Source organism: Shewanella sp. ALD9 (genome assembly GCF_002836315.1).
Lineage (GTDB): Bacteria > Pseudomonadota > Gammaproteobacteria > Enterobacterales > Shewanellaceae > Shewanella.
Window position 1 is genome coordinate 1,180,745 of record NZ_PJCD01000003.1, and the last position, 17,906, is coordinate 1,198,650.

Sequence of the window (17,906 nt, forward strand, 5' to 3'; positions counted from 1 at the left end):
AGGGTTATTCAGCAATTAAAAAGTTTTGAGTTTGTTGTTGGTGTTCAATCACATCGTCTTGAGTGCGATCTTTTAAATTCACTCCTGTTAGTTTGAGTTTTTTAGCTTGTGTTAATAGATAAACAGCCCGTTTGGCTGCTTCGGTATAGGGCAAGCCAGCAGGGCGAATGTTTGAAATACAATTTCTGCAGGCATCATTAAGCCCCGTTTTAGGCGCCCAAGTGAGATATAAGCCAAGACTGTCTGGTGAGCTGAGTCCCGGGCGTTCGCCGATAAGCACCATCACCACTTGGGCATTTAACAGCTGGCCAATATCATCACCTATGGCAACTCGACCTTGTTCTACTATGGTGATGGGGGCGATATTCCATCCAGAGTGTTGCTGATGTAGTTGACTTAATAACTCGTTGATAAATGGCTTGGCGTTGTTTTGTACCGCTAATGATGACAAACCATCGACCACTACTATGGCAAGGTCGTATTGAGTGTCGGCAGCTTGACCTTGACTGTTCATGTGATGTAGTAAGGTTTTGCGGCCGCTTTCAGCAAGTTTTCTGCCAAGGTCAGGTCTTTGTAAATAGGTGATACGATCATCAACCTGACTGTTAACTGTCATAGGATAAGTCACATTATCCAGTAATAAGATATTGCTTAGATCAATTGCCAGAGCATCGATATTTAGCGGTAAATTCACCGCGTCGCGAGCTTGCGCGTGTGATAATTGGAACGCTAATAACTCTGATGTGGGCAAGCTAATTCCGGCTCTACCAAGGCCAATTCGTGCATCAGTAAAACGGCGAAGGTCGCGCCATGGATTGGAGACTACATTGCCATGTTGATGATGTGATTGAATTGAATCGACAAGGTTGTTCTGTTTATCTACACAATTGGAGTCCATTAATAGTCTCCTTGTAGTGCATACAGTGGTTTAGCAAATGCATTGGGTACCGTGTTGGACAACACAAAATCTGCCGAATTTTTCATAATGTTCATTTTGCTTAACCAGTGTTCAAATTCTGGCGCTGGGCGAGAGCCCAATACACGACGAACATATAAAGCATCATGAAAAGAAGTGGTTTGATAATTAAGCATGATGTCGTCTGAACCTGGTATCCCCATCACAAACGAGCAACCGGCAACCCCCAATAAGGTGAGAAGATTATCCATATCGTTTTGATCGGCTTCGGCATGGTTGGTGTAACACACATCACACCCCATAGGTACACCAAGTAGTTTTGCGCAAAAATGATCTTCTAATCCAGCCCGAGTAATTTCTTTACCATCAAATAAATATTCAGGACCAATAAAGCCAACCACTGTATTCACCAGTAGCGGATTAAACTTGCGCGCGACAGCATAGGCTCTAGCTTCGCAGGTTTGTTGGTCTAATCCATGGTGAGCATTAGCAGACAACGAGCTGCCTTGGCCGGTTTCAAAATACATTACGTTATTGCCAACGGTGCCACGCTTTAGACTTAATGCTGCATCTTGTGCTTCTGCTAAGGTATTTAAATTAAACCCAAAACTGCTGTTTGTGGCTTCGGTGCCACCAATTGATTGAAACACCAAATCAACCGGTGCGCCGGCTTCTATACATTCAATGGTGTTAGTGACGTGGGTTAAGACGCAGCTCTGTGTTGGAATGTCATATTTTTGGATCACGTCATCCATCAATTTCATTAGTTTTATGGCTTGCGCTACGTTGTCTGTTGCTGGATTAATGCCAATCACAGCATCGCCATTGCCATACAACAAACCGTCAAGTATTGAAGCTGCAATCCCATTGACATCATCGGTAGGGTGGTTAGGTTGCAAGCGGGTCGATAAATGACCGGGCAAGCCAATGGTATTTCTAAATGCGCTAGTGACATGACATTTTTTAGCCACAAGAATAAGATCTTGATTACGCATAATTTTGCTCACAGCCGCTGCCATTTCAGGTGTGATGCCCATTTTTACTGCGGCTAAAACCTGTGGTGTTACGTAGTCGCTAAGTAGCCAGTTACGAAAATCGCCAACCGTTAAATGGCTAATATAAGCAAATGCACGAGTGTCATGTTCGTCTAAAATTAATCGTGTAACTTCGTCTGTTTCATATGGAATAAGCGCTTCGTTAAGGAAGGTTTTTAATGGCACATCTGCAAGTGTCATTTGCGCAACAGCTCGTTCTTTCGCTGATTGAGCCATCACTCCGGCTAAACGATCACCGGATCTCTGTGGCGTTGCTTTAGCCATTAGGTCTGCAAGATGTCGAAATTGATATGTTTGGCTACCTAAGGTGTAGCGATACGATTGACTCATTAATGACCTCGAGGTTAACGATTGAACTTTGGTACAGGTTTTGCTCCTGTAATCGTTAATCAATTAATTTATAAGTTTACACGAGCTTAAATCGTACCAAGTGGCTATCAAGTTTTGGCAAAGTCATTTTTTGTGATTAATTTCAGCTAGATGAAGTTCTTTTTCTTCAGGGTTAGAGTTTGGGTTAACAATGTTATATCAAGAGGACGTGACAGATGGAGCACCATATTAATCAGTGCGCACCACAAAAGAGCGTGGTCACAACCAACGATATTGATGAGCAGGCGCATAATTTAACTCAATGGCAGCAAGTTTATGATCAAGTCAGTAACGGCAGTTTTTATGGTTGTATAGAAGGGCTTGACTATCCTGAGGCGCATTTATTTAAAGAATTTACTCAGCGTGCACTAAGACAGCAATGCAATATCGCGCCTGAATCAATCTGGTTAGGCATTCCACGTTTTTCAGACCAAAGTAAAATCAATGGTTTACCAGTTGATACTCATCAGTTTATGTGTCGTAGCAGTGATTGTGATTTTGAGTTAATGACCCCAGAACAGTTTACTATTTATGGTTTGGTTATTAATAAACAGATCTTATTTACTATGGCTGAGATACAAGGTTTGTCACTTAAGAGTTTAACGTCGCAAGGGGCGGAGCGATTAAGTACTAATCCAATGCAACTTAACCAAACCCGTTTTATGATTGAATCACTGATTAACCAAGGTGAATTAGGCTTACATACTGCGTTACAGCAAGATATGTTAAGCACTTTAGCGCTGAATTTATTAACCCAGGAATCATCAAAACAAGTGGTGGCGCCTAGCTATCAACATCGTTTAGCCGTGGTAGAGAAAGTAAAAGAATTCTTGCATGATTATCCTCAACAAGCGGTGACGATAACCCAGCTTTGTGAGCTTACTTTTGTTAGCCGAAGAACCTTGCAGTATAGTTTTGAGAGTATTTTAGGCATTAATCCATTGCGCTTTTTGCGTCTTACACGCTTAAATAATGTCAGGCGTCAACTGAAACAACCCGACCAAGATACGCCTATTTCGGTGATTGCGGCCAATTGGGGCTTTTGGCATGCTGGCCAATTTACCAAAGATTACACACAACTCTTTGGAGAAAATCCATCACATACGCTTAAGCGATATCAGCCAGCTCAACCATGACTCATCACAATTGATAGAGTCTTAAATTGTGATAATTAGGCGCACCAAATCAGTTGACCTTAAGCGGCTAATTAAGCGTATAAAATCGGCTGACGATGGTGAATACATTATCTTCAGGTAACATTAACGGTTATCAACTAATATTAATAACCATCAATTAGCGTAATTACATTTGATCAGAAGAGGGAACTTATGCAGCACAAATCCGTCGATAATATTCCGCAACAAGCCTTTGATTGGTATGACTCCTATGCTCACGGTGGCATGGACCGTCGTACATTTATGACTAAATTAGGCTCGTTAGTGGCATTAGGTTATTCAATGAGTGTGCTGACTTCGGCATTATTGCCTAATTATGCGCTAGCTGAGCAAGTTTCATTTAATGATGCCGACATTAAAGCCACTTACACTCAATTTGATTCTCCTTTAGGTTATGGCAAAGGCCAAGGCTATTTAGTCGAGCCCACAAGTAAAACAGGGTTATTGCCCGTTGTATTAGTCGTTCATGAAAATCGTGGTTTAAATCCATATATTGAAGATGTTGCTCGCCGTTTAGCGAAAGCGGGGTTTATTGCTTTTGCTCCTGATGCACTTTTTTCACTAGGCGGTTATCCCGGTAATGATGATGAAGGCCGGGCAATGCAGCAATCATTAGACCGCAGCAAAATTGAACAAGACTTTGTTGCGGCCGCCCAGTTTTTAAAATCGCATCAACGCAGTAATGGTAACTTAGGTGCGGTGGGATTTTGTTTTGGCGGCTATATTGTTAATTATCTCGCGGCAGTTGATTCAAATTTGATTCAAGCCGGTGTTCCATTTTATGGCACTCCAGCAGCAAAAGAATTAAGACAAAATATTAAAGCGCCATTATTAATTCAATTAGGCGAGTTAGATGAAAGGGTTAACAATACTTGGCCCGAGTACGAGCAAGATTTAAAAGCATTTAAGGTACCCTATACCATGCACATGTATAAAAAAGCCCATCACGGATTTCATAATGATTCGACCAGCAGATATGATGAAATTAATGCGGAATTAGCATGGCAGCGGACTGTTGATTTTTTTAATAAAAATATTGGCTAAGTACTTATTTATAATTTATTTTCTATATGGGTGCCGATAAATTAAAGCCAATTTTTATGATGGTACCTTTGTCTAATTCAGACTGTACATCAATCGTCGCATTGTGTTGTTTTAATATCTGCAACACAATCGACATTCCTATACCTGTGCCAGTGCCTACAGGCTTGTTAGTATAAAAAGCATCAAACATTCTTTGTTGCACTTCAGGAGACATACCACAACCATTATCGATAATATTGAGTTGAATCATACCGTCATGCTGCGCCAGTTTGATGGTGATAATCGCACTATTATTTGCTGACTGTTCACAGGCTTGAATGGCATTAACCAAGATATTTACCAGCACTTGGTTAAGCTCTCCTGAATTAAATCGAATTTTAGGTACCTTGCAAAGTTCTTGTTTAACTTGAATATTTTTTAGTTTTGGGCCTAATAACTTGACTGCCATATCAATGGCACCAGACAAATCAATTTCTGTTAATTCTTCGGAGTCTGTTCTGGCAAAGAACAGCAGGTTTTTAACAATATCTTTAATGCGAAAAAAACCTTGATCGTTATCGGTGATAAGCTCTGGTAAGTCTTCTGTAATAAAATTGATAGTATTTTGGTCGCTTTGACTTAACTGTTCTTTAGGGATTACCTCAATTAAGTCGTTCACATAACTGTTTAACGTGGTGACATTACTGATCACAAACGCTAATGGGTTATTGATTTCATGAGCTACACCAGCAGCGAGAGTCCCCAATAAGGCTAATTTCTCTTGTTGTATCAGTGACTGCTGTTGATTTTTAATTTGTTTAATCTGCTGTTCTAACAACATATTTTTTTCATACACTTGTCTAGTGTAATCTTCTAACAATTGCTCAACTTCAACTCGGGCTTTCTTTTCTCGATGGTAGGCAATGTAATATGGGTTAGATTTATCAATCATTTTTTAACTCTATATTTAAGATGCACTGTTCAGCACCTTGATGCATGCAGGTGTCATGTTTGATGCTAATATTTTGATGATAATAATCAGCTGCACCAAAGATAAGCCCTTCAGCACAAAAACATAATTTACGCGGAGAATAGTATTTGAGTTCAATATTATGGTCATCGATCATTGTCGACATGATGGTAGGTAATGAGGGCTCATCGTAAAGCTTATTCACTTCTACGTGGATGATATTATGAATGCCCATAACGAGTGACGTAAAGTCTGTGAAACGTTCAACAACGGCAATATGGTTTGCAGCCAAGCCTGAAAATAAAAATTGGCCAAAGGCTTTTATGACATCTTGTAAAGGAAGACCTAAAATCTCGGAGACTTCTGTGGCGATGGCAAATAACTCATTTTCTGGATAGTTGATAGCCGAAACATATACTCTGTCCGCAGGCGCATGTTTTTCCATTAAGTCATTCCATACACCCATACCACATTGTTCAACTATCATGTCTTCAAGTACGTTAAAAATGATACCTTTCATAAAAACCTCAATAGTAATAGATGCTTAATTTGTTAATGGAAAGTTGTGTCTTATTTGTCTTCTGCTGATTATGTCAACTAAAATGAATTAACACCACTGTTTATAAAAAATACTCTATTAAATTTTGACTTTCTGTAAGACTACATCATAATCTAAAGGACAAATGAGACAACCTGGAGATTATAATGCCTATACCTATAACCATTGCAGATGATTCGATGATGTCAAGAAAAGTAGTTAGGCGTGCACTCCCTGTTGATTGGGATGTTGAAATCACCGAAGCCAAAAATGGCAAAGAGGCAATTGAAGCGGTTGAAGCAGGCAAAGCAGAAGTGCTTTTTTTGGATTTAACTATGCCCGAACTGGACGGATTTGGTGTCCTAAGCTATTTACAGGAACATCATGCTAAAACAGTTGTTATTGTGATTAGCGCGGATATTCAACCCGAAGCTAAAAAATTAGTCGATCGACTTGGGGCATTTCGCTTTTTACATAAACCGCTACAAGCAGAGCAATTATCGCAGGCTTTATCTGACGTGGGGTTAATATGAATGACTATTTAAGTGAAGAACAGCGTGATGCTTTGCAGGAGCTAATGAACATTTCTATGGGGCAAGCAGCCAATTCTCTTGCGAGACTGATTGGCGCTAAGATTACACTTTCTATCCCTCAAATATCGTCAGTTACCCCTACAGAGTTTGTTGAGATGATCAACTTAGACACCATGTGGCATACCAGGCAGTCTTTTCTGGGTACAGTGAAAGGGGAAGTACTTTCCCTGCAATCCAAACAGGGCTGTGAAGCCATTGCTGAATTGATGGATTACGAATTGCCATTGTCTAACATTACCCAAGAAGAGTTACTACTGGAATTATCTAATATTCTTGCTGGGGCCTGCTTAAATGGTTTTGCACAACAATTAACATTGAATACAAAATTAAGTATGCCAACAGTATTTGACCCAACACTTCTTTCTGCGGGTCATTATCGCTGGGGCAACACATTATTAATGGAAGTTGAATTTAAAATAGAATCTAGTCGATTTGATTCTAAAATAATGATTTGTTTAGAAGCTGACTCAATTTCGATTGTTTTAACCAAATTAAATGAGTTATTGGAGTCATGATGGCAACAGAGTCCATGTTACAGAATCTAACCGCAAAACTTCCATTAGGTGTTTGTGTGCTTAATGATCAGTTTGAGATTGAGTATTGGAATGACTTTTTTGCCGATCGCCTCAAGATTAGCAGCGATGATGTTAGAGGGCTCAATTTATTAGAGATGTTTCCAGACCAAGCTACGTATTTAAAGAAAAAAATCAACAGTGTCTTTATATTAAATAATGCCAGTTTTTCTTATTGGGAACATAAGCCGCACGTTTTTGTGTTTGGCAGTAGCCGTCCAATTACGGGTGAAGAAACCTTGATGTATCAAAATATTGAGTTTCTACCATTGGATGTGTCTAATAATACGGTTAAAACAGTCTGTATGATTGTGCAAGATGTGACTGAACTTGCCAGTTATTATCAAGGCCAAAAAGGATTAACTCAACAACTGGCGCAAGAACATTCTGTTTTGCTAGAGTTAAACAATAAACTTGAAGCTGCACAGAATCAATTATTGCAATCTGAGAAAATGGCTGCAATTGGACAATTAGCCGCTGGTGTCGCGCATGAAATTAATAATCCGATTGGCTTCATCTTTTCAAATTTACAAATTTTACAAGATTACTCGAGTAAGCTACTAAAACTGGTTAGTTTTTATGAAAAAGTGATTGATAAAACCAAAAATCAAACTTTTATTAATCTTCAACAAGACATGCAACAACGCATGCAATATCCTTTTTTACGCGACGATATGCCAGATTTAGTCAGTGAATCTATCGAAGGTATTGAACGGGTAACCGATATAGTCAGAAGCTTGAAAGCATTTTCTCATGTTGATAGCAGTGAATGGGAAAACTGTAATGTCATTGATGGCATCGAAAGCACCTTAAAAATTGCCAATAGCCAATTTAAACACAAAATCGAAATTCATCGCGATTATCAAGAGTCTGTACCTCTATTGTTATGCCAGCCAATGCAATTGAATCAGGTATTTCTTAATATATTGGTCAATGCGGCACAAGCGATTGAAAATAAAGGCCACATTTATATCTCAGTGCGCGGCGATGATACTGAGGTCACTATTGAGATAAAAGATACCGGCAGTGGTATTGGCGAGAGCGCGATACGTAAAATATTTGAGCCTTTTTATACGACCAAACCCGTAGGTCAGGGCACTGGTTTAGGCCTGTCCTTGTCCTACAGTATCATTCAAAAACATAACGGTAAGATATCGGTTAGTTCGTCTGTGAATGTTGGCACGACTTTTACCATCATTTTACCCTTATTACCGCCAGGTGAAATTGCTAAAACACATCTAAGCATCTGAATCTGTGATTAATTTATTTAAACTAGAATTGAATTTTTTACATACGTCATGTAGGTTTTCTCCAGCCTTTAAGCCTATTTCGGCTTGTTTTGCTGATTCGCTGACATTATCTAACCCTAAGCAAGCACTGGTTCCTTTAATTTTGTGAAATAAATTCTTAACTTGATCGTGATCTGAACTTGATGCAAGTAAGATGAGTTGGTCGGGAATTGCTCGTAAACTATCTAGATACTCTAGGCGTAAGTTTTTAATTTCATTTAACATGTCTAATTCGTCTTGTGTTTTTACATCGTCGTTATCTGGTTTTGATGCGTTGGTTTGATGCTTGTCAAAACATCGAGTGATGGTTTGCAATAATTGCGTTTTATCAATGGGTTTGTTCAATACTGCATTGAAAGGCGAGACGGTATTCGGTGAGTGTTCTTCTTTAAATACGTCCGCACTTAATGAAATAATGGGTTTGGTAAAGTGCCTGTTTCTTAACACTTGGGCAGCCTGGTATCCGTCCATAATGGGCATTTGTTGATCCATGATAATAATATCTGGCTGATCTTTGTTGACGATATCAACAGCCTGCTTACCATTTTCAGCAAATAATATTTTCATCTTTAACGGTTTGACATAAACAGCAATGAGTTGGCGTATATCCTCTACATCATCAACAATAAGCAGTGTGCCGCCTAATACTCGTTGAGTAAATGTTGTCGAGTTAACGTGTTCTAGTGGCTTACTCATGGGTCTTGTATTGGTAGTAGGCAACGTTAGTGTGAAAGTGGATCCTTGACCCAATTTACTTTTCACGGTTAATAATAACCCCATGGCATCAGCGAGTTGTTTACTGATATACAATCCTAGGCCAGTGCCACCATAATCCCGGCTTATACTTACGTCTGCTTGCTTAAATGCTGCAAATAGAGTGAGTTGTTGTTCATCACTCATTCCAATACCTTCATCTATGATTTGAACAGTACAAGTATTATCAGGTGATTTATGTGCTTTTAGTATAATAGTGCCATTGGCTGTAAATTTAACGGCATTACTGAGTAAATTAAGTAAAATTTGTTGTAGCCTAAAGGGATCAACCATGACATATAAGTCAGATATGTCCTCTATTGCGCACTGTATTGATAGCCCTTTAGATTTAGCAATTTGTGATGAACTATCAATTGAATTCACTAGAAAGTCTCTAAGGCCGATAGGCTGTAAATCAAACGTCATTTTACCTTCATCAATTTTAGCGGTATCTAAGATGTCGTTAATAACATTTTGTAGATGTAAGGTATTTTGCCGAATACGATTCAACACTTGTTGGGTTTCACCATTTGTGTGGTTAAGTAACTCTTCTGTGAATCCTTTTATGATAGTGATAGGCGTGCGTATCTCATGGCTCATATTCGCTAAAAAACGAGTCTTGATAGCTGCTAATTGATTTGCTCTGTCGCGCTCTTGTTCTAGTTGTAATGTTCTTTCTTTCACTCTGTCTTCTAATTGATTGTTCAACGCTTTGACTTCAGCCATTGAATTCATCATTGCTTCTCTTGAATTAATAACACGTTCATTAAGGTTATTTATACTTTGAGTCAGTATCTCAAATTCTCGCGCTGAATAGTTAAAATGCAGCGGTTGATAGATTCGTTTATCAGTGCCTAATTGATGTGTGAATTCTGTAATTTTTTCGAGTGTTTCCGTATAGTTATGCACTAAACGACCTGATAATGCCGTGATATATTTCAATACTAATAATGAAGATAGCATTGCGATACTAAGATAAATTAAATAGCGAACAACAAAAGGGGTTGTTTCTTGATAATGTATTGTTGACCAATTTAATTTATCTAATTGGCTTTTTACTAGAATGTAATGAGCATCTGTTGTGAAAACAATGGATTTTGCCGTATTAAAAAACAACTGTTGCAGTAATGAGGGATGATATGGTTCAAATATTGCGTGTTCATTCCAAACATTGCCTAATTCCCCTAAGTGATTGCTTCCCCATATCTTTTTTGACTGTCGATCAAGTATAATCGTGTTTGGACTGATGTTATCAGTAAACGATAATGTTTTGGTGAGAGTGTCTAGAACGACCGAAACTTCGACCACGCCATCAAAAATACCGTTTAGATAAATAGGTGCACTCACGGCAAAAAGCAGGTCTTCTCCGAGGGCTCTACCTTTAAAACTCTCACTCACAAAGCTGGTATTAATTGTTTTGGGTTGACTGAAATAACTGCGGTCAGTAACAGACACATTGTTAATCGGTAGTTTCGATACACCAGCTTTGTAAAATTGCGTCACGATGCCATTTTTATCGGTCACCAATGTCGAGATAAATTCAGGTTCCTGGCCGTTAAGTGTTTGTAGAGTATGTGTATCTATATTTTTATGTCCTAAGCTGGCAACGAGCTCAGTATTACTGATATATCGTTCTATATGCCGCTGTATTTTTGACACAAACACATTTTGCTCATCTTGATAAAATTGTAGTTGCGATGATAAATGCAGTCCGATTGCTGCTTGCAAAATAAATGCAATCAATATTGTGCATGGCACTGCACTGTATAGTCCAATTCGGTGACTCAGTTGAAGACGCAAACTTTGCTGTTTTTGATTTAATGGGGTGATGGTGATGGTATTAAGCATCAATGCGGTTTTGGTACACAGGGCAAAAATACAGCAATGTAACATGGTGGCAATGATCCATAACATCGTTGTACTTTTTAAAGAATCATTACCCAATAGGTAATCAAGGGCAAAGATTGATATGGAATATACACAAAATATAGGCCATAAAGACTGCTTAAGATTGAGCCTAAGCCACATAAGAAACATTAATTGTAAAACGCAATTACTAATAACTAATGGGCTTTCTAGTGGTAAGCAAACAATGATTAACGATAATAACGACCAAGTGAAACCTAATCGAAATAGTATAATTGAAAACGCAATATTACCCACAAGAAACGGCACAACAATGGGAATGTCAATTGCCATGGTATTAGCAATCAAGCCAAGTGATGTGGCGTAGATAAAGAACCACATGCGTCTTGTAGAAAATGCCTTTGAGAAAAACAGTTTTATTAACATGTTTTTCATAATAATTCACCGTTAAAACATATGTGGATAAATAGTAACAATGTAGATGCGATTATCGTGTTATACATTTTTTTGTTCTGCCTGATCAGGTCACTTTTCAACTTTCTCTGCTTTTATCAGTAACGTTTCTTTGTGTCTCTTTTCATAACTCTGTAAGTTATTGATTGTTTTGGCACAAAAGATATGTCCCTTTGGTAGTAATAGCATATGCTTACGATTATAGAGATTTTGACTAAGTCGCATACCAATAGATATTTCTCCTATGTGTATGCCATTTGAGAACTCTTCTTCAGAATAATGAATGTTTTCTTTATTATTTTCATTACTAAATATTAACTTACCCAATGCTTCAACCACTTTTGGGTCGTATAAAATACCTTGTTGAAGCATTATCAGTTTATATACTTGTTCTTTTGTCGGCTCTTGAATATTTTTTTTAGGCAGAAATTCATGCCAAAAATCTCTAGCAACGGATAAAATTCGCGATCCTATGTGAATATTTTTGCCCGCTCTCTGTAATGGCTCTCCGGTACCATTATATTGTTCATATTGACTAGCAATAATTTCACTCATTACAGATAAATGAACGGCAGGTGTTAAAATTTCTTCTGCTAATTGAGGGTGACGCATAAAATGTTTTTGGTCAGCACTAGTCAGTTCATCATATGGCTTATTCAGGCAATAAGAAGGTAACCCTAATTTGCCTAGCTCGGAATATAATCCTGCCTTAGTAATAATTTCGACTCCAGGTGGAGTGATGCCTAATAGGTTAGCGATGTTATTGCAGGTTTCACTGATTTTAAGTGCAAACTGACCGTTTATTTCCGGATTGATACTAATTAAATTATAAAGCACTTCTAATGTAGCTTTCTGTTCATTACCTCGATTATTGGCCAAGGTTTTATATTGTTGTAAACTTTGTTTTAGTTGTTGGGTTCGTTGCTGTACCGTGTCTTCTAGATGGGTATTCAATTGTTTTAGTTGTTTATTTTGAACTGCAATTTTCTTTGTCAGTTCTTTATTTTTTTTAAGTAGGCGATAAGTCTCTAGCCCCTCATTAACTTGTGCAAGTAGTTCAGAATTATCCCAAGGCTTTTGAATATAACGATGAATTTTACCGATATTAATGGCCGCAACAGTAGATTGAATATCCGAGTATCCAGTCATCAAAATACGATAACTGTCAGGCTGCATTACGGCTGCTTGTGCAAGAAACTCTGCACCTGTCATATTCGGCATTCGCATATCAGAAATGATCAGGTTCACTTTGTGTTGTTGCATTATTTCTAGTGCTTGTTTACCACTAGAAGCTTGTAATAGTTGAACATTTGATGAAAAAAATACACGTTGTAAAGACTTTAAAATACTGGTCTCATCGTCTACACATAAAATTACAGGTAAATCTGCAGTTTCTAATTGTTTCATATGTTCCTAAATTTCCGATGTCTTCAATGTCTCATTTGTCTCATTGATTAAGTTATGCTATAAATGACAACTAATCAAGTTTTATGATGAGTGATAAAATATGAAAACGTTACGACCCAGTGTCATTGCGCAGTATTGTGATGTGCATCATAGGACTGTTAGTCGTTGGATTTCGCAAGGTCGGTTAAAAGGACATAAATTGCCGGGTAGGGGTAATTACCGAGTGCTACTGGACGATTTTATTTTGTTTTTACAACAACAAAAAATGCCAATGCCTGAAGAATTAATGAGTTACTGTGAGGATATAGAGACTGATTCCGACTCAGGTTCTGCATCACCAAAACGTATCTTAATTATTGATGATGAAACTGAAATTAGAAATGCAATACGCCGAGTTTTATCATCAAGCGGTTATTATTTCTCTTTTGCCGCAGATGGATTTCACGCGGGTGTTAAATTACTGAGTGATAAACCTGATTTGATTACACTTGACCTTGCAATGCCTAGTTTAGATGGATTTGAAGTATTGCAATTCATTCGTCAACAGCCAGAATTAGCGGAATTAAAAATCCTTGTGTTGTCTGGATTATCTGAACATGAATTGCAAAAGGCCTTAGATTTAGGTGCTGATGCGGTATTATCAAAACCGTTTGATAACGACAAGCTGCGATCTTTAGTCAACAGTCTTTTAATTAATGGGTAAAATTATGAAGCAAAAGCTACTCATTGTTGATGATGAACAGTCCATATTACGAGCGTTAAAAAGATTGTTCACGCGTGTAGGTTATCAAGTATTTATTGCTGATAACGGTAAAGAAGCCTTAGAGATCATGTCTAAAGAAGCATGTCCTGTCGTTATTTCAGATTATCGTATGCCTATGATGAATGGGTCTGATTTACTGCTAGCAATAAAATCTATGCAACCTAATACGGTGTGTATGGTGCTTAGTGGTTCGTCTGATTTTAATTCTATATTAACGCTGCTTAACTCTCGTACTGTATTTCGTTTTTTACAAAAACCATGGGACGACAATGCACTTGTTATTGAGGTCGAGAAGGCCTTTTGTCAATACCACAGTAAACAACAAAGAAGTATTATTGCTGATCTACTCGCCAGCAGTGATGAAGCTGTAATCGAGCTTTTTCCACATGGTCAAATAGGTAGGTTCAATGGCTTATCTAAAAAGATACTTGCAATAAGAAACGAAAATACATTATTAAATGACCTGTTTCCGTATTGTACTGATCGTTGCATTGACTATTTATTTAGCCCTAACGTTGAAACCCCGACATTACAAACGACTCAAGGCGAAAGTGTCATGTTTAGCCTTAAGCATGTGACCGATAATTCTAGATTTTTTTCCATTTCAATGGCGTCAGACGTTGATAATAATGTCCTTTGTGAGTCAAAAACGCTAATCGATCAAACAAGTTTATTAAGCACTGCGCAAACATTACTTGAGACAGATAAATCATTTGCTTTGGTGGCTATACATCTAAAAAATTATGGCTATTGGGCTGATATGCTAGGCGATATTGATTCTGTTGCATTATTTAATGAGATACACACAACATTAATAATGGAATGTGAAAGGTTTAATCACCGAATATCTGTATTACCGAATGAATATTTTGTGATTCTTGTTACTAACTATGTATCGGAGATTGAATTACACAGTCAACTAGATAATATTTTTTCATCGTTTACTGACAAAAAATATGCTGAAAAAACCGTACGCATTGAATTTACGATTAGCTATTGCATTGCTCCAAGTGATGGTGCGAGTGCACAGCAGTTATTCAGTAATGCATTGGTCAGTAACAGACTGCATAGTAATGGAAACTCTCATTTTTACATGCGTTTTGACGACTCTATCATCGAGCAGAAACGCAAACAATTATTTACAAGTAAAGCCTTGTATCATGCCATTGAAAATCAAGAGTTATTTTTAAACTTTCAACCTAAGTACGATTTAAGATTACGTAAAATTGCTAGTTGTGAAGTACTGTTACGCTGGAATAGTCCAGAGTTAGGAATGGTCTCTCCAGACGTATTTATTCCAATAGCGGAGCAAGAAGGGCAAATTATTGAAATAGGCTACTGGGTAATTGAAAAAACCTGTTTAGCGATTTCAAATTGGCTTAAAAACGGAATCGTTCTCGATCATGTTGCTGTTAATATCTCTGGAAAGCAATTATCTGAACCCGATTTTATACCAAGAGTCGAAGCGTTATTGAAAGGTTTCGATATCGACATGTCAATTCTCGAATTTGAATTAACAGAGTCATGGTTGGTTGATAATATTGAAGAAAGTGCAGAGAAACTGGCTAGACTTAAAAAAGCAGGGATCAGTATTGCGATTGATGATTTCGGTACGGGCTATTCATCTTTGTCTTATTTATCAAAATTGCCAATCGATGTGCTTAAAATAGATCGGTCTTTAATCATCGACATTGCCAGTAATTTAAACACTCAAAGCATGATCGCTAACATTACTCGTATGGCCCATGATTTAGGTATGAAAGTGGTGGTTGAAGGAGTAGAGTATTTTGACCAAATTCCAATTCTTGAACGGCTGAATTGTGACATTATCCAAGGCTATGTTATTGCTCGCCCTCAAATAGAGGAGCAGTTTATTTCTTTAATTTCTGATCCTAATTTTTCAGTTGCCAGATTAATGGGTGATTTATGAAAACATTAACTGTACTGTTTATTGATGACGATATTTTTATGCTTAAAGCGCTAAATAGAGTCGCAAGTCGTCTCAAACCACATTGGCAATTTTATTTATGCAGTGATCCACTTCATTGGCAGCAGGCTTTGCCTGATGGGGCCATTGTCGATACCGTGATTTGTGATTACTTAATGCCAGATATTAATGGTGATGAGCTGCTAAAACAGGTTTCTCAAATAATGCCGTCGGCATTACGGGTGTTATTAACCGGTGACACCGCCGAGGATGTTGTGTCTAAAGTAACAGAAATTGCCCATTTTGTGTTGAAAAAACCTTTTACACAACAAGACATAAATGATGTTTTTTGCTCATTAGAACACTTAAATACCCTAGATATAGAACAACCTCTACGAAATAAACTGGGTCGTATCGGGTACTTTTTTGCATTACCAGATATCGCGAGACAAATTCAGTCTATGTTCGCCAATGAAGAAGTTGATATCTCTCATGCCGCGGACATAATTCACCAGGAAAGTGTTATCGCTGCCAAGCTGATACAAATCGCAAACTCAGCTTTCTTAGGCTACAGCCGCAAGACTGTGAGTTTGGAAGAGGCCATAAAACGTTTAGGTCTTAAAATGACTGAAACGATCGTTGTTAGTATGGTCGTTGATCAAGCATTAGCCTTAAGAGTGCCAGAAAAAGCACATAAAAAAATTAATGAATGGTCATTTAATTATTCTCGATTATGTCGTCAGTTAAGTAAGTCGATGGGATTTAGCGTTGAGCAGCAAGATGTTGTTTTTATAGCGGCTTTACTCAGTGGTATTGGCCATTTAGTGCTAATGTCTGAAACAAACGAGCATGTTGATTTTGATTCAGATGACACTCATACCATGCTTGCAGATGCGACTGTCTTGACGGTTTATATCTTGACACTTTGGGGTTACCCACTTGATCTATGTGAACTGATTTTAATGCAAGATAAACCGGATTTTAATGCCACTGGATTAAACGTGAATACTCTGGGATTAATTTTGTATGTTGTCAATTTATCATTAACTCATCAACTCGATGAACCGTCAAAAAATGAGCTGTTAAATTTAGTTGTCGATGTCGATATTAGGCAATGGATCAGCAACTCTTAGTGTATAAAATTGATTGAACAGTATTTAGGTTTATTAGGTGAACATATCAATTTACTGCAAGAACACAGTTTGATGGATAATTACCTGCAGTGTTAATTAAACGGCAATATATAAGGGGCATGCCCTTATATATTGCGTGAAAAAATATAGTTGGCATTTAAGCTCAATCATTACCTATATGAATGTCAATTTTTCTCTATGCGAGTATTTGTTGCCGCAATAATCATTTTGTTTCTAAGCCATTTGTTAGCCGGTTCTTTGTCGACGTTAACATGCCAATATAAATGCACGCCAATATCAGGTAATTCCACTGGCATAGGGTAAATAGCAATATCAAGCATCTTGCTATACATGGCTGCGGCGGTTTTAGGTAATGTGAGCAACATATCGTTATTTAAGATGACTTGGCACGCTGATAAAGCATGCTGGCAACGTAATGAGATTTTACGATGCAAACCAATGCGAGAAAGTTCAAAATCTTCCAAGCTAGGGCCCGTTGAGCGAGATGAAACTAGCACGTGATCTAAACGAAGGTAAGTATCTAAATCAAGTTCTGGTGTAATAGCTGGGTGGTTTTTACGAGCAACAACAACCAGTTGGTCTACTTCTAATTGGGTGTGCATAATGTTATTGCTGACAGGGATTAAGGTATCAATTGCCAAATCAATATCACCGCTGGCAAGCTTGTTTTCGAGTTCCGTTCGTCTGACCCTTTTATTACTGCGTAAATTGATTGCCGGAGACTCTAACGACAAACTTTGCTGCAATATCGGTAAATAGTAAGGTTCTAACGAGCCATGTAATGACAGTGAAAAACTCTTACGTGAGGTTAAGGGTTCAAACTGCCGCGATTGTACTAAACACACCTGTAGTTGATGTAATGCTTCGCGCACGTCATCAATGACATTCTTTGCCACCGGTGTTGGCCGCATTTCATTGCCTTGCCTGATAAACAAAGCATCATCAAAATGAGTGCGTAATTTACCTAATGAATGACTCACTGCTGGTTGCGATAAATTTAGCACTGACGCTGCTTTGGTTATGTTTCCTTCACAATAAATCGCATCGAAAACCACAAACAAATTCAAATCAATTTTCATACTC

15 protein-coding genes are annotated in these 17,906 nt (G+C 38.0%); 8 read left to right on the plus strand and 7 right to left on the minus strand.

Translation table 11 applies throughout. The features are described from left to right. Positions 1-4 precede the first annotated feature (4 nt). Both eutC and CXF88_RS12650 read right to left on the minus strand, forming a co-directional pair. Positions 5-898: an ethanolamine ammonia-lyase subunit EutC gene (gene eutC, locus CXF88_RS12645; RefSeq protein ID WP_101087156.1), complete on the minus strand. Its 894-nt coding sequence runs from the start codon at positions 896-898 to the stop codon at positions 5-7. After that, positions 898-2,301, minus strand: coding sequence for an ethanolamine ammonia-lyase subunit EutB (locus tag CXF88_RS12650; RefSeq protein ID WP_101087157.1), 1,404 nt, complete (start codon positions 2,299-2,301; stop codon positions 898-900). The genes eutC and CXF88_RS12650 overlap by 1 nt, the downstream gene beginning before the upstream one ends. 215 nt (positions 2,302-2,516) lie before the next feature. Here CXF88_RS12650 and CXF88_RS12655 point away from each other — a divergent pair, with 215 nt between their 5' ends. Together CXF88_RS12655 and CXF88_RS12660 are read left to right on the plus strand one after the other, a co-directional pair. Continuing rightward, positions 2,517-3,476 (plus strand): helix-turn-helix domain-containing protein, encoded by a 960-nt coding sequence (locus CXF88_RS12655; RefSeq protein WP_101087158.1) that lies wholly within the window; start codon positions 2,517-2,519, stop codon positions 3,474-3,476. Positions 3,477-3,668: 192 nt separating this feature from the next. After that, positions 3,669-4,559 (plus strand): dienelactone hydrolase family protein, encoded by an 891-nt coding sequence (locus CXF88_RS12660; RefSeq protein ID WP_101087159.1) that lies wholly within the window; start codon positions 3,669-3,671, stop codon positions 4,557-4,559. Positions 4,560-4,581: 22 nt separating this feature from the next. Here CXF88_RS12660 and CXF88_RS12665 read toward each other — a convergent pair whose 3' ends face one another. Beyond that, positions 4,582-5,490 carry an ATP-binding protein gene (locus CXF88_RS12665; RefSeq protein ID WP_101087160.1) on the minus strand — a complete coding sequence of 303 codons (909 nt, stop codon included), beginning with the start codon at positions 5,488-5,490 and terminating at the stop codon, positions 4,582-4,584. Further along, positions 5,483-6,028: a heme NO-binding domain-containing protein gene (locus CXF88_RS12670; RefSeq protein WP_101087161.1), complete on the minus strand. Its 546-nt coding sequence runs from the start codon at positions 6,026-6,028 to the stop codon at positions 5,483-5,485. Before CXF88_RS12670 ends, CXF88_RS12665 begins: the two co-directional genes overlap by 8 nt. Positions 6,029-6,213: 185 nt before the next feature. Between CXF88_RS12670 and CXF88_RS12675 the strand changes: the two genes are divergently transcribed. From CXF88_RS12675 to CXF88_RS12685, 3 genes are read left to right on the plus strand one after another with little or no spacing between them, the layout of a single operon-like run. Next, a complete protein-coding gene (locus tag CXF88_RS12675) occupies positions 6,214-6,579 on the plus strand; it encodes a response regulator (protein ID WP_101087162.1) in 366 nt (121 codons plus the stop codon). Further along, positions 6,576-7,154 (plus strand): chemotaxis protein CheC, encoded by a 579-nt coding sequence (locus CXF88_RS12680; RefSeq protein WP_101087163.1) that lies wholly within the window; start codon positions 6,576-6,578, stop codon positions 7,152-7,154. The genes CXF88_RS12675 and CXF88_RS12680 overlap by 4 nt, the downstream gene beginning before the upstream one ends. A gap of 14 nt (positions 7,155-7,168) precedes the next feature. Next, a complete protein-coding gene (locus tag CXF88_RS12685) occupies positions 7,169-8,461 on the plus strand; it encodes an ATP-binding protein (protein WP_242445144.1) in 1,293 nt (430 codons plus the stop codon). Here the strand turns inward: CXF88_RS12685 and CXF88_RS12690 are convergent. After that, positions 8,450-11,554 (minus strand): ATP-binding protein, encoded by a 3,105-nt coding sequence (locus tag CXF88_RS12690; protein WP_101087165.1) that lies wholly within the window; start codon positions 11,552-11,554, stop codon positions 8,450-8,452. The two genes, CXF88_RS12685 and CXF88_RS12690, sit on opposite strands and share 12 nt — an antisense overlap. A 90-nt stretch (positions 11,555-11,644) precedes the next feature. Continuing rightward, positions 11,645-12,979 (minus strand): HD domain-containing phosphohydrolase, encoded by a 1,335-nt coding sequence (locus tag CXF88_RS12695; RefSeq protein WP_101087166.1) that lies wholly within the window; start codon positions 12,977-12,979, stop codon positions 11,645-11,647. Between the two features lie 100 nt (positions 12,980-13,079). Between CXF88_RS12695 and CXF88_RS12700 the strand changes: the two genes are divergently transcribed. Genes CXF88_RS12700 through CXF88_RS12710 form a run of 3 tightly spaced genes read left to right on the plus strand, consistent with a single transcriptional unit; the run spans position 13,080 to position 16,802 of the window. Beyond that, entirely contained in the window at positions 13,080-13,682 is a 603-nt protein-coding gene (locus tag CXF88_RS12700; RefSeq protein WP_101087167.1) for a response regulator, read from the plus strand. A 4-nt stretch (positions 13,683-13,686) separates the two neighbouring features. Next, positions 13,687-15,672: an EAL domain-containing protein gene (locus CXF88_RS12705; RefSeq protein ID WP_197708438.1), complete on the plus strand. Its 1,986-nt coding sequence runs from the start codon at positions 13,687-13,689 to the stop codon at positions 15,670-15,672. After that, entirely contained in the window at positions 15,669-16,802 is a 1,134-nt protein-coding gene (locus tag CXF88_RS12710) for an HDOD domain-containing protein (protein WP_101087169.1), read from the plus strand. The genes CXF88_RS12705 and CXF88_RS12710 overlap by 4 nt, the downstream gene beginning before the upstream one ends. Before the next feature lie 185 nt (positions 16,803-16,987). Here the strand turns inward: CXF88_RS12710 and CXF88_RS12715 are convergent, their stop codons facing one another. Further along, a complete protein-coding gene (locus CXF88_RS12715) occupies positions 16,988-17,902 on the minus strand; it encodes a LysR family transcriptional regulator (RefSeq protein ID WP_101087170.1) in 915 nt (304 codons plus the stop codon). Positions 17,903-17,906: the final 4 nt, after the last annotated feature.